The 13,523-nt window shown below is 35.9% G+C and carries 12 protein-coding genes; all 12 read left to right on the forward strand.

Annotated elements, in window-relative coordinates; translation table 11 throughout:
- The first annotated feature begins 58 nt into the window (after positions 1 to 58).
- The 12 genes from CS937_RS08960 (at position 59) to rpsO (ending at position 13,435) form a co-directional block, all read left to right on the forward strand.
- Positions 59 to 4,348 carry a PolC-type DNA polymerase III gene (locus tag CS937_RS08960; protein ID WP_099158132.1) on the forward strand — a complete coding sequence of 1,430 codons (4,290 nt, stop codon included), beginning with the start codon at positions 59 to 61 and terminating at the stop codon, positions 4,346 to 4,348.
- Positions 4,349 to 4,527: 179 nt separating this feature from the next.
- Positions 4,528 to 5,379, forward strand: coding sequence for an STAS domain-containing protein (locus CS937_RS08965; RefSeq protein WP_099158133.1), 852 nt, complete (start codon positions 4,528 to 4,530; stop codon positions 5,377 to 5,379).
- A 322-nt stretch (positions 5,380 to 5,701) separates the two neighbouring features.
- Positions 5,702 to 6,172: a ribosome maturation factor RimP gene (rimP, locus tag CS937_RS08970; protein ID WP_099158134.1), complete on the forward strand. Its 471-nt coding sequence runs from the start codon at positions 5,702 to 5,704 to the stop codon at positions 6,170 to 6,172.
- 15 nt (positions 6,173 to 6,187) lie between these two features.
- Positions 6,188 to 7,297 (forward strand): transcription termination factor NusA, encoded by a 1,110-nt coding sequence (nusA, locus tag CS937_RS08975; protein ID WP_099158135.1) that lies wholly within the window; start codon positions 6,188 to 6,190, stop codon positions 7,295 to 7,297.
- A 14-nt stretch (positions 7,298 to 7,311) separates the two neighbouring features.
- Positions 7,312 to 7,581: an RNase P modulator RnpM gene (gene rnpM / locus CS937_RS08980; RefSeq protein WP_099158136.1), complete on the forward strand. Its 270-nt coding sequence runs from the start codon at positions 7,312 to 7,314 to the stop codon at positions 7,579 to 7,581.
- Position 7,582: 1 nt separating this feature from the next.
- Positions 7,583 to 7,885, forward strand: coding sequence for a L7Ae/L30e/S12e/Gadd45 family ribosomal protein (locus CS937_RS08985; RefSeq protein WP_099158137.1), 303 nt, complete (start codon positions 7,583 to 7,585; stop codon positions 7,883 to 7,885).
- Between the two features lie 20 nt (positions 7,886 to 7,905).
- On the forward strand, positions 7,906 to 10,080 hold the full coding sequence (infB, locus tag CS937_RS08990; protein WP_099158138.1) for a translation initiation factor IF-2: 2,175 nt from the start codon (positions 7,906 to 7,908) through the stop codon (positions 10,078 to 10,080).
- Entirely contained in the window at positions 10,077 to 10,355 is a 279-nt protein-coding gene (locus tag CS937_RS08995) for a DUF503 domain-containing protein (RefSeq protein WP_099158139.1), read from the forward strand. Before infB ends, CS937_RS08995 begins: the two co-directional genes overlap by 4 nt.
- Before the next feature lie 131 nt (positions 10,356 to 10,486).
- Positions 10,487 to 10,831, forward strand: a complete 345-nt coding sequence (rbfA, locus tag CS937_RS09000) for a 30S ribosome-binding factor RbfA (RefSeq protein ID WP_099158140.1) — start codon at positions 10,487 to 10,489, stop codon at positions 10,829 to 10,831.
- 223 nt (positions 10,832 to 11,054) lie between these two features.
- Positions 11,055 to 11,948 carry a tRNA pseudouridine(55) synthase TruB gene (truB, locus tag CS937_RS09005; RefSeq protein ID WP_099158141.1) on the forward strand — a complete coding sequence of 298 codons (894 nt, stop codon included), beginning with the start codon at positions 11,055 to 11,057 and terminating at the stop codon, positions 11,946 to 11,948.
- A gap of 22 nt (positions 11,949 to 11,970) precedes the next feature.
- Complete coding sequence (gene ribF, locus CS937_RS09010; protein WP_099158142.1) at positions 11,971 to 12,909, forward strand: riboflavin biosynthesis protein RibF; 939 nt, start codon at positions 11,971 to 11,973, stop codon at positions 12,907 to 12,909.
- A 256-nt stretch (positions 12,910 to 13,165) separates the two neighbouring features.
- Positions 13,166 to 13,435 carry a 30S ribosomal protein S15 gene (rpsO, locus tag CS937_RS09015; protein WP_099158143.1) on the forward strand — a complete coding sequence of 90 codons (270 nt, stop codon included), beginning with the start codon at positions 13,166 to 13,168 and terminating at the stop codon, positions 13,433 to 13,435.
- The last annotated feature ends 88 nt before the right edge of the window (positions 13,436 to 13,523 follow it).

Raw genomic sequence — 13,523 nt, forward strand, 5'->3', positions numbered from 1 at the left:
ATAGGCAAGGGTTTCCATAATTTTTAAGTATGACAGCTGTAACAGGGGGGATAATGTCATGGCTATTTCAGAAAATGAAAAAATGAATTTATTATTAACACAGCTTCATATGCCAGAGGAAAGTCTAGGGTATTTTCAAGATAGTCAATTAACCAAGTTAGAGGTCATCAAAACAACACAAACATGGCATTTTCATATACAAGTTAAGCGTGTTTTGCCAATCAATATTTATCAATTAATAACGGCGAAATTGAAAGATTCCTTTCAGCATATCGCTAAGGTAGATCTCACTTTATACACAGAAGAAAAAAATTGTGATGAACAAACAATTTGTGGCTATTGGCAAAGCTTTTTGCAAAGCATCTCTGATTTATCACCTGCTTATAAAGATTTGGTTCATAACCAGTTACCTAAAGTAAACAATAATAAACTTATGTTAACTGCGAGAAACGATGCCGAGGCTAGTGCTTTAAAAAGAAGGTTGGAAGAAGCATTCCGTATTTTTTGTAAAAAGGCAGGCACACCATTATATTCATTAGTCGTTGATGTTAAAACGGAAGAATCTGATTTACAAAAATTTAGAGAGCAAAAAGCGCTAGAAGACCAACAACTAATCATGAAGACAGTGCAAGAAAAAGAAAAACGTGAGCAAAACAAGGCAAATGAAGGAAATAATAAACCATTTTCAATAGGATATAAGATTCAAGATGAACCATTGCAAATGGAAGAGATCCTGGAAGAAGAACGGCGTGTTACGGTTCAAGGCTATGTGTTTGCTGTTGAGGTTCGTAAATTGCGTTCTGGAAGAAGTTTATTAATTGCTAAAGCAACCGATTATACTGATTCTCTTCAAATAAAGATGTTTTCGAAAGGAGACGATGATGCGGAGAAGTTTGAGCAATTAAAAAAAGGAATGTGGATTAAAGCAAGGGGCAGTATCCAAACAGATATGTATACGAATGAACTAGCAATGATGGCAAACGATATGCATGAAGTCACCGTTGAAACGCGTAAGGATACGTCACCTGTTGAAGAAAAACGGGTTGAATTACACGCCCATACAACAATGAGCCAAATGGATGCGGTAGTAACACCATCGCGTCTAGTTGAACAAGCAGCTAAATGGGGACACAAAGCTATCGCCATCACAGATCATGCTGGGGTGCAAGGATATCCTGAAGCTCATGCAGCTGGACAGAAGAACGGTATCAAAGTATTGTATGGTGTTGAAGCTAATCTGGTCGATGACGGTGTTCCGATCGCTTATAATGAGCAGAATGTTGATTTAGAAAATGGAACATATATTGTGTTCGACGTGGAGACAACAGGTTTATCAGCGGTATATGATACGATAATCGAACTAGCTGCGGTAAAAGTTCATAAAGGTGAAATCGTTGACCGATTTGAGTCTTTCGCCAACCCACATCATGCATTATCACAAACTACCATTGATTTAACAGGTATCACAGATGATATGGTTAAGAACGCTCCTGAAATAGATGATGTTTTAAGAGATTTTTTTAAATGGACTGAAGATGGAATTTTAGTTGCCCATAATGCTAGTTTTGACATAGGATTCTTAAATGCGGGTTACAAACGGATCGATTATGATAAAGTTAAGAATCCAGTAATTGACACACTCGAGCTTGCCAGATTTCTAATTCCTGAGCTAAAAAATCATCGATTAAATACACTTTGTAAACATTTAGATATTGAATTAACACAGCATCATAGAGCGATTTATGATGCAGAAGCAACCGGGTATTTGTTGTGGAAGTTAGTACAGCGATTATTAGAAAAAGAAATTACAAATCATGTCCATCTTAATAACCATATGGGTGAAGGGAACGCCTATCAACGATCACGACCTTTTCATTGTACTTTACTTGCAAAAACGCAAGAAGGGTTGAAAAATATTTATAAGCTTGTCTCACACGCACATATTGATTATTTTTATCGAGTTCCAAGGATTCCACGTTCCAAACTGCAAAAATTCCGTGAGGGCGTCCTTGTTGGAACAGCGTGTGATAAAGGCGAAGTATTTGAGACAATGATGCAAAAATCTGCTGATGAGGCAGAAAAGGTTGCCGAATTCTATGATTATATTGAAGTGCAGCCGCCAGCTAACTATGTTCATCTAGTTGAAAAAGAGCTTGTGCAAAATGAAGCGCAAATCTTAGATATTATTACAAAATTAGTAGATATGGCCAAGCGAATGGACAAAACTATTGTGGCGACAGGGAATACGCATTATATTGATGAACACGATAAATTATATCGTCAAATCTTGATTGCGTCACAAGCAGGTAATCCATTAAATAGACAGACACTTCCTGATACACCGTTCAGGACGACAAACGAAATGCTGAATTGTTTTAGCTTTTTGGGTGATCAGGTTGCAAAAGAACTCGTCGTTACGAATACCCAACGATTGGCTGATGAAATTGAGGAAATCTCACCTGTAAAAGATGGATTATTTACGCCAACAATAGAAGGTGCAGATCAAGAGATGCGCGATCTTTGCTATACCCGAGCAAAATCAATTTATGGTGATCCTGTGCCGAAAATAGTTGTAGATCGTTTAGAAAAAGAACTCGAAAGTATTATTGGACATGGTTTTGCAGTTATTTATTTAATTTCACACAAACTTGTGAAGAAATCCTTGGACGATGGTTATCTTGTAGGTTCACGTGGATCGGTCGGTTCATCCCTTGTTGCAACCATGACAGAGATAACCGAAGTAAATCCATTGCCACCACATTACGTATGTAAAGAATGTCATCACCATGAATTCATTACGGATGGCTCTGTGGGAAGTGGATTTGATTTAGAGGATAAAGATTGCCCTAATTGTGGAATTCCTTATACAAAAGACGGACAAGATATCCCATTTGAGACTTTCCTAGGTTTTAAAGGGGATAAAGTTCCAGATATTGATTTGAATTTCTCTGGGGAATATCAACCACAAGCCCATAACTATACGAAGGTATTATTTGGAGAAGATAACGTTTATAGAGCCGGAACTATTGGTACAATAGCGGAAAAAACTGCGTACGGATATGTTAAAGGATATGCTTCGGATAAACAACTAGTATATAAAAACGCTGAAGTTGATCGTCTGGTTCAAGGTTGTACGGGAGTAAAAAGAACTACCGGTCAGCATCCTGGTGGAATTATTGTTGTGCCAGAGGATAAGGAGATTTTCGATTTTACACCAATTCAGTTTCCGGCTGATGATCGTAAAAGTGAATGGAAAACAACACATTTTGACTTCCATTCCATCCATGATAATTTATTAAAACTTGATATACTCGGACACGATGATCCGACCGTTATTCGTATGCTACAGGATTTAAGTGGTATTGATCCGAAAACAATCCCTACTGATGATGCTGAAGTAATGAAAATATTTTCGGGTACTGAGTCGCTTGGGGTAACACCAGAACAGATTAACTGTAAAACTGGGACATTAGGTGTTCCGGAATTTGGAACTAAATTTGTCCGGCAAATGCTAGAGGATACTAAGCCCAAAACATTTGCGGAACTTGTTATCATATCAGGCTTGTCACATGGTACTGACGTATGGTTAGGTAACGCACAGGAGCTCATTAATGATGGTATATGCGAGCTTCCAGATGTTATTGGTTGTCGAGATGATATTATGGTCTATTTAATGCATAAAGGCCTGGATGCATCACTTGCTTTCAAAATTATGGAATTTGTCCGTAAAGGAAAAGGGTTGCTGGCTGAATGGATAGATGAAATGAAAAAACACGGTGTACCAGATTGGTATATTGAATCATGCAAAAAAATAAAATATATGTTCCCTAAAGCACACGCTGCTGCATATGTATTAATGGCAGTACGAATCGCTTATTTCAAAGTTCATCATCCAATATTCTTTTATGCTGCTTATTTTTCTGTAAGAGCAGGGGATTTTGACCTTGATACTATGGTTAAAGGGTCTGAGTCAATTAGACAAAAAATAGAAAGTATCGCTGTTAAGGGAAACGATGCATCACCCAAGGAAAAAAACCTATTAACCGTTCTAGAGGTAGCATTGGAAATGTGTGAAAGAGGTTTTTCATTCCAGCGTGTTGACCTGTATAAATCAAGTGCCACCAACTTTATTGTAGAAGGTAATACATTAATTCCGCCATTTAATGCTGTTGACGGACTAGGTACAAATGCAGCAATTAATATTGAAAAGGTTCGCGAAGATGGTGAATTTTTATCGAAGGAAGACTTACGTGAACGAAGCAAAATTTCTAAAACAGTACTAGAATATTTAGATAATCATGGTTGTTTAGAAGGTATGGCAGAGAAGAACCAATTATCATTATTTTAAGGATAATCTAAGAAAAAGCAATAACTTATGAGCATTAACGTATGTTAATGCTCTTTCTAATGTAAACTTTTGCACCTTATGCTACAATGAAATATATCATTTTTTCTATTTTTCATATAATTTTACAATAAAACCAACAATGGCAATACACTAACAAATTTTATAAAGGAAGTGAGTTTTTGGATTTAACTTATCAAAGCGGACAGGGAATAAGAGAATTTTTAATTAATAATGATCTGGCCTTTGAAGAAAGGCTTTTAAACGAGGCTATAAATGTTCGTGACAAGATTGATGAGATACAACTAATTGGGAACATAAATTTATTAGAAAATGCACATAAGTTAGTTTTATACGTTGTAGATGAAAAAAAGGAGGAAGTAGTGGAATTTGCAAAACAAGAGGGTGTTGCTTGGGCAAAATATTCATTAACCTTAGCTTTTAAAATTGAATGGATACAAGCAATTCGTAGAACATTATGGAATTTCCTTTATGAACATGATAAATTTACTGATAGGGTTAGTGTTGGGGAAGAATTCTATCTAATGGAGAGCAAAATAAATAACTCAATTGATCAATTTCTAAATGGTTTTTTTATTAGTTATTCTACATATAAAGATGAATTACTTGAAAAGCAAAGAAGATTGGTAGAAAATTTGTCAGTTCCTATAATACCTATTACCCCAATGATTAGTATACTACCTTTAATAGGTTCAATAGATATAAATCGTGCAGTCATATTGGAAGAAAAAGTATTAATTGAAATAGGGAAGCTACGAGTTCAAACCTTAATTATGGATCTTTCTGGAGTTGCTGAAATAGAAAGAGACGCAATTCACCGATTTCTTAAATTATTAGATGGAATTGCTATGATGGGATGTAGGGCAGTGCTTACTGGTTTACGACCTGATATTGTCAGAAATATGATGAGTTTAGATATAGAATTTGGACAAAAAGTTGAAACACAGGGGACATTACAACAGGCGTTAGATGATTTTCTTAATACAGACGTCAACCTAATCAAAAATGAATAATATAAATGCAACTCTTAAACCCTATTGTGAATTCGATAAATATCCACTAGCCTTGCAACATCTGTAAGCTTATGATATAGTTTTATTGGTAAGTCATGATACGAACGGTTAAAAGAGTGGGTGCCCCCCACTCTTTCTTCATACTTCAATGCTATCTGTGATTTTAACTTCCTCCCTTGCCACATTATCGGCAGGGGTTTTATATTGATTAAGCAATATACAGCCAGTTAGTCACTTAGGTAATTTAAGGGATAGCATTCAAATAAAAATGGGTATGATAGTTCATAAAGAGATAAAAACAACTGAATAAGGAGGATGACTTTTGAGTTCACAGGTAATTAAAACAACTGAGGAATTACTGCAGCCTATATTACAGGAAAAGGATTTAGAATTAGTTGATGTTGAATATGTAAAAGAAGGCAAGAATTGGTTTCTGCGTATTTACATTGATAAAGAAGGCGGCGTTGATATTTCGGAGTGTGGCCAGGTATCCGAGCAACTAAGTGAAAAATTGGATGAGGTAGACCCAATAAAAGAAGCTTATTTCTTAGAAGTCTCATCACCTGGCGTTGAACGCCCATTAAAAACGGTGAAAGATTTTGAAAAAAATGTGGACAATAATATATTTGTGAAACTATACGAACCAATTGATGGTGAAAAGGAATACGAGGGTATCCTAAAAGAATTCACAAATAATATACTTACGTTAGAATACAAAGTGAAAACTAAGAAGAAGCAAGTAGAAATACCATTCGATAAAATAGCTAAAGCGAGAATAGCTGTAACGTTATAAAGGGGGAAAAGAAAAGTGAGCAGTCAGTTGTTTGACGCTATTGATTTTTTAGAAAAAGAAAAAGGGATTGACAAAGATATCCTTTTAGAGGCATTAGAAGCTGCATTAATTTCAGCATATAAAAAGAACTTTAAATCAGCGGGAAATGTACGGGTAGATCTTGATGAAAGTGAAGGGGCAATGCGAGTATTTGCAAGAAAAACAATTGTCGATGAAGTTGAAGACTCTCAGCAAGAAATTTCACTTGAAGAAGCTAAAAAAATTGATCCTAATTATGATTTGGAAGATGTAATTGAAGTTGAAGTTACACCAAAAGATTTTGGCAGAATTGCTGCTCAGGCTGCAAAACAGGTTGTGACACAACGAATTCGTGAAGCAGAGCGTGGTGTAATATTCAGTGAATATGCAGACCGTGCAGAAGATGTAATGACAGGGATAATACAACGTATGGACCCGCGTTTTGTTTATGTGAATTTAGGTAAAATTGAAGCTAAATTACCAGAAGCAGAGCAAATGCCAACAGAAGATTATTATGTACATGATCGTATAAAGGTATTTGTTACAAAGGTTGAAAATACGAGCAAAGGTCCTCAAATATATATTTCCAGATCACATCCTGGTCTTTTGAAGCGATTGTTTGAAATGGAAGTTCCTGAGATATACGATGGAGTTGTTGAGATTAAATCGGTAGCAAGGGAAGCTGGAGACCGTTCTAAAATATCTGTTTACGCAGATGATCCTGAAATTGATCCAGTTGGGTCATGTGTCGGTCAAAAAGGGCAACGCGTTCAAGCGATAGTAAATGAACTTAAAGGTGAAAAAATTGATGTCGTGCAGTGGTCGGAGGATCCTGTTGTATATGTATCAAATGCTTTAAGTCCATCAAAAGTAGTGGAAGTGTTAGTTGATGAGGAAGAAAAAGCGACCACTGTTATCGTACCTGACTATCAATTATCACTAGCAATTGGTAAACGAGGTCAAAATGCTCGGTTAGCTGCCAAATTAACAGGGTGGAAGATTGATATTAAAAGTGAATCAGAGGCTAGAGCAGAAGGTCTCTTAGCGGATAATAACGACAATGAAGAAGTAACTTATTCTGACAGTATTGATGATTTGTTCGAATAAGGGAGGGATTTCAGTTGGTTCAAAAAAGAAAAATTCCTGAGCGAAAATGTATTGTAACAAATGAGATGAAGCCTAAAAAAGAGTTAATACGAATTGTTCGTAATAAAGAGGGCGAAATATTTGTCGACGAAACAGGAAAGAAAAATGGCCGTGGTGCTTATTTAACAAAAGATAAGGCGGTTATTGAAAAAGCTGAAAAAACAGGTGTGTTAAATCGCCATTTAAACGGAGAAGTAGACACTGCTATATATCAAGAACTACGACGAATTGTTGATGGTGACTAATATGAAAAACAGTTATTTGAATATGGTTGGTCTAGCATATCGAGCTAGAAAATGTTCACTTGGTGAAGAAACAATCATTAAAGATATTCAACAAAAAAGAGCGAGATTAGTTCTTTTAGCAAGTGATATAGGTCCACAAACAAAAAAGAAATTAACGGATAAATGTAAAACATATGAAATACCATTTGTGATAGTTGAAGATGATAGAAACGTATTATCGAATGCTATTGGAAAGACACAAAGAGTAGCTATTGCTATTTTAGATGCAGGTTTTGCTACTAAGATCAAATCGTTACTCGGGTAAATAAATTCGGGGGTGAACGTATGAGTAAAATGCGTGTATATGAATATGCAAAACAAAACAATACGACAAGTAAAGAAGTGATCGGTCACTTAAAATCCTTAAATGTAGAAGTAACAAACCATATGTCAACTATTTCAGAGGACGTAAAGGGTAAGTTAGATCAAAAATTTAATTCAAAATCGAAATCACAAGATAATAATAAAAAAGCCGATTCTGGTAGTAAAAAACCAGCAAATGGACAAAATAATCAACACAAAAATAAACCAAATCCAGATAAAAGACCTGTAAACAAACAAGGGAATAAAGGTACAACAGGAAATAACCCAGCGCAAAAATCAAAGCAAAAGAACAACAATCATCGTGGTAATAAACAAAATCATAAAAAAGGTAACAACAATAACAATAAACCAGCGCAAACCCAGCAACCTGTTGTTAAAGAAACACCAAAGGAAATTAAATATAGTGGTACATTAACAGTTAGTGAATTAGCAAGTAAACTTAATAAAGAAGCATCAGAAATTATTAAGAAGCTTATGTTTTTAGGAGTTATGGCTACGAAAAATCAAGATCTTGATGATGATGCAATTGAGCTTATCTGTGAAGAATTCAATGTAGCTGTAGAAAAAGAGATAATCTTGGAAGATACCGATTTTGATAAATATAAGCAGCAAGATGATGAAAAGGATTTAGTTGAACGTCCTGCAGTTGTAACAATAATGGGACACGTTGACCATGGTAAAACTACACTTTTAGACTCCATTCGTCATACGAAAGTGACAGAAGGGGAAGCAGGCGGGATTACTCAGCATATTGGAGCATATCAGGTTGAAAGTAATGGTAAAAAAGTTACGTTCCTTGATACACCAGGGCACGCTGCATTTACTAGTATGCGGTCAAGAGGTGCACAGGTTACCGATATTGCAATCTTAGTTGTTGCAGCGGATGATGGTGTTATGCCACAAACTGTAGAGGCTATTAATCATGCAAAAGCAGCAGAGGTTCCTATCATCATAGCTGTAAACAAAATGGATAAAGAAGGCGCAAATCCTGATCGTGTTATGCAAGAATTAACAGAATATGAACTCGTTCCAGAAGATTGGGGCGGTGATACAATTTTTGTACAGCTATCGGCTGTTAAGCGTGAAGGTATTGACGATTTATTAGAAATGATTTTACTCGTTTCTGAAGTAGAAGAATTGAAAGCCAATCCAAATAACGAAGCATTTGGAACAGTAATCGATGCTCAACTTGACAAAGGACGTGGTCCTGTCGCTACATTACTAGTACAAAATGGTACGTTACGTGTTAGTGATTCAATAGTTGTTGGAAATACGTTCGGCCGTGTTCGTGCGATGGTTAATGAGTTGGGAAAACGTGTTAAAGAAGCTGGTCCATCTACACCAGTAGAAATTACGGGGCTGAACGATGTTCCACAAGCAGGAGATCAATTTTTAGTTTTCGCTGATGAGAAAAAAGCCCGTCAAATCGGTGAAGCACGTCAACAAAAGCACATTCAAGAAAACCGTTCAGAACAAACGAAGGTTAGTCTTGATGATTTATTTGAGCAAATTAAACAAGGTGAAATGAAAGAAATAAATATTATTATTAAAGCAGACGTTCAAGGCTCTGCTGAAGCAATGGCATCTTCTTTACGTAAAATCGAAGTAGAAGGTGTAAAAATTAAGATTATCCATACTGGTGTCGGTGCAATTACTGAATCTGATATTATTTTAGCTTCTGCATCAAATGCAATTGTAGTTGGCTTTAATGTTCGTCCAGATGCTAATGCTAAAAAAGCGGCAGAATCTGAAAAAGTAGATGTTCGCTTACATCGCGTAATCTATAAAGTAATCGAAGAAATAGAGGCAGCAATGAAGGGGATGCTTGACCCTGAATTTGAAGAAAAAGTTATTGGGCAAGCAGAAGTCCGTGAAATCTTTAAAGTATCCCGTATTGGAACAATTGCTGGTAGCTATGTGACAGAAGGTAAAATCACACGAGATTCAGGTGTACGACTGATTCGCAATGGTGTGGTACAATTTGAAGGCGAAATTGATGCACTAAAACGTTTCAAAGATGATGTAAAAGAAGTGGCACAAGGTTATGAATGTGGTATAACAATTGCAAACTTTAATGATATTAAAGAAGGCGATGTAATTGAAGCGTTTGTTATGGAAGAAATTGAACGTAAATGATTATCTATGCTGAAGTAGAATGTATGCTTTATGATGGACATTCACTAAAAGCTAAGCGTTCTGTTATAAAGCGAATGCTGGCAAAACTACGGAATGATTTCAATGTTGCTGTAACGGAATTGGATTATCATGACTTGTGGCAGCGGACAAAGGTAGGTATTGTCACCATTTCAAACGATAAAAATCATGCAGAACAAGTAATTCAAGAGGTTCTAAGGATTATGGATACATTTCCTGAATTAGAGCGTACCATTACAAACGTGGAGCATTTGTAATGTTGTAACAAAAATTAGAGGGTAGTTGGAGAAAGTGAAATTTGTAAACTCGATTATTTCACCCAATCCGACTTCTGATCTCTGGCAACTAGAAGAATGAGTTGGCGTTTTTCTTAATATGAGGTGATTATATGAGTGATTTACGAGCAAACAGAGTAGCAGAACAAATGAAGAAGGAACTTGGTGAAATTCTTACTCGAAAGATAAAAGATCCACGAGTAGGTTTTGTTACCGTCACAGATGTTGAGGTGACCGGTGACTTACAACAAGCAAAAATATTTATCTCTGTTTTAGGCGATGACCAACAAAAGCATGATACGCTTGTTGGTTTAGCCAAGGCGAAGGGATTTATTCGTTCAGAAGTTGGGCAACGTATTCGCTTACGTAAAACGCCTGAACTAACGTTTGAATTTGATGAAGCGTATGAATATGGCAATCGTATTGAAACCATTTTACGTGATTTAAACAACAAATAATGAACGGGTAAATACACGGGAATCTGACTCAAGGTAGCAATGGGTCAGATTTTTCCTTGTACTTGTTTATTAATAAAATTTTCAAAAGCGTTAGCACCGTTTAACCTCGCTAGACTGTCAGTGGGCAATTCAAGCACTAAAAAACAATCGCTTGCCCCTTAACTAATGCTTTGCGTAGCAGGTCTTGTCCGGTTCGCTTTTGTACATTGGAGGCCCGAATGTTATGGATGGTATTTTACCGTTATGGAAGCCAAAAGGTATGACATCTCATGATTGTGTTTTTAGAATTAGAAAATTATTACATACTAAAAAAGTTGGTCATACAGGCACGCTTGACCCTGAAGTGGAGGGGGTTCTTCCAATTTGTGTTGGACAAGCTACAAAAATTGTTCCTTTTTTAACGAATACGAAAAAAACGTACATAGCTGAAGTCACATTAGGTACAGCCACAGATACGGAAGATGCTCATGGATCAATTGTGGAACAAAAACCGGTGACAAGGCCACCAATGAAACAGGATATTGTTGATGTATTAAAATCTTTTAAAGGCGTTATAACACAAATTCCACCAATGTATTCTGCGGTAAAAGTTAATGGTAAAAAGCTTTATGAATATGCAAGAGTTAACCAAACCGTAGAACGTCCGAAAAGACAAGTCACTATTTTTGAGATAGAATTAATAGAGCAACAAAATAACAATTCTTTTAAGGTAAAGGTAATCTGCTCAAAGGGTACATATATCAGGACATTATGTGTTGATATCGGAGCAAGAATAGGATATCCTGCACATATGTCAGATTTAATCAGAACAGAAACGGGTTCTTTTATGAAAGAGGATACGTATACGTTTAACGAAATTGAACGAGCTGTTGAATCAGAACAACAGGATAATATACTTTTGCCTATTTCAAGTGGGCTTACTCATCTAGATCGGTTAATGGTAAGTGAGGAACTCAAGGAAAAAGTGTTGAATGGACAAAAGTTAGTTAAACCGGATAAAAGGTTCACGACCGATCCGTTTGTTATCATGTACGATGATCAAGTATTAGCAATCTATCAAACACATCCTGAAAAAGACGATCAGATTAAGCCAGTTCGTGTTTTTCAAGTTGGATAAGAAAAGTGTAGGTGATTAAAACGTGCGTACGATTGAATTAACATATCCCCATACATTAGTTTTGGAGGAACTTCCAAAGACAGTTGCTGCTATTGGCTTTTTTGATGGAATACATAAAGGACATCAAAAGGTTATTCAAACAGCTGTTGATGAGGCAAAGAACAAAAATATGGAAAGTGCGGTAATTACATTTCACCCACATCCATCAGTTGTTTTAAAGAAAGACGTTCAACATGTAAGGTACATTACACCACTTAGAGAAAAACAGGAAATTTTGCAGCAAATGCAAGTTGACCGATTGTATATTATTAATTTTAATCAAGAATTGTCCACATTGTCGCCACAAGATTTTATTGACCATTTTATAATTGGGCTAAATATTCATCATTTAGTTGCGGGATTCGATTACTCATATGGTCATAAAGGAAAGGGAAACATGAAAGTAATTGGCGACCACGCAAAGGGAGCGTTTTCCTATTCGATAATTGATAAAGTTGAATTAGACAACGAGAAAGTAAGTTCTACTAAGATCAGAGAGCTGCTTAAAAATGGAGAAGTAGAAGCTACAAATGAGTTATTAGATAGACCGCTTTCTATTTATGGGATCGTAGTAGACGGAGATAAGCGTGGAAGAACAATTGGTTATCCAACAGCTAATTTGCGTATTGATCCAAATGCATTGTTGCCCAAAATTGGGGTATATGCCGTCAAAGTTTTGTACAAAAATGAAGTATATGAAGGTATGGCTAATTTAGGTGTTAATCCTACTTTTAAATCAGGTGTTGTAGAACCTTCTATAGAAGTAAATATTTTTGATTACAATAACGATTTGTATGGGGAAGAACTTAAGCTTGAATGGCATAAGTACATTCGTGATGAGAAGAAGTTTAACAGCGTTGAAGAGCTTGTTGAAGAAATTAGTAATGATGAAGCAAAAATCCGTCGTTATTTTTCCAAGTAATATATATTTATACTAATGGCTTTTTTGATAGGTTGTCACTTTTTACAGAATGTAAGTTAATGTTAGAGCTACCGTTCCGGATATAGATTCAGCATTGAAAAAGCTACTATCTTTTTGGAAATTGTCATACTAAAAAACTTGCAATTTATGTTGAAAAGATGTATTCTTAACAACGTAAAACCTTCGCTTGGCAAATCGAAACTCCGACGTTTGCTAGGGGAATGGGGATATGAACAACTAATAGGAGGTGAACAGGATGGCAATCACAAAAGAACGTAAAAATGAACTTATTAATGAATACAAAGTTCATGATAATGACACTGGTTCTCCAGAAGTACAAATCGCTGTCCTTACAGAGGAAATCACAACATTAAATGAACATTTACGAGTTCATAAAAAGGATCATCATTCACGTCGTGGTCTTTTGAAAATGGTTGGTAAACGTCGTAATTTACTTAACTATTTACGTAACAAAGACGTTACACGTTATCGTGATCTAATTAAAAAACTTGGTTTACGTAGATAACCTTGGAAAAAGCGGGAGTAATCCCGCTTTTTTTATACTTTTAAGATAATGAATTGTGAATCTTGGATAAAATGTGGTAACGATGTTA

Origin of the sequence: Virgibacillus ndiopensis (assembly GCF_900187325.1) — a bacterium.
In the GTDB taxonomy this organism is placed as follows: domain Bacteria; phylum Bacillota; class Bacilli; order Bacillales; family Amphibacillaceae; genus Virgibacillus_E; species Virgibacillus_E ndiopensis.

Excerpts from the sequence above, each read along its gene's own strand:
- CS937_RS08985 (WP_099158137.1), top strand. The coding sequence starts at position 7,583 with ATGAAAAACAGTTATTTGAATATGGTTGGTCTAGCATATCGAGCTAGA.
- CS937_RS08995 (WP_099158139.1), top strand. The coding sequence starts at position 10,077 with ATGATTATCTATGCTGAAGTAGAATGTATGCTTTATGATGGACATTCA.
- infB (WP_099158138.1), top strand. The coding sequence starts at position 7,906 with ATGAGTAAAATGCGTGTATATGAATATGCAAAACAAAACAATACGACA.
- CS937_RS08960 (WP_099158132.1), top strand. The coding sequence starts at position 59 with ATGGCTATTTCAGAAAATGAAAAAATGAATTTATTATTAACACAGCTT.
- rbfA (WP_099158140.1), top strand. The coding sequence starts at position 10,487 with ATGAGTGATTTACGAGCAAACAGAGTAGCAGAACAAATGAAGAAGGAA.
- truB (WP_099158141.1), top strand. The coding sequence starts at position 11,055 with ATGGATGGTATTTTACCGTTATGGAAGCCAAAAGGTATGACATCTCAT.
- rpsO (WP_099158143.1), top strand. The coding sequence starts at position 13,166 with ATGGCAATCACAAAAGAACGTAAAAATGAACTTATTAATGAATACAAA.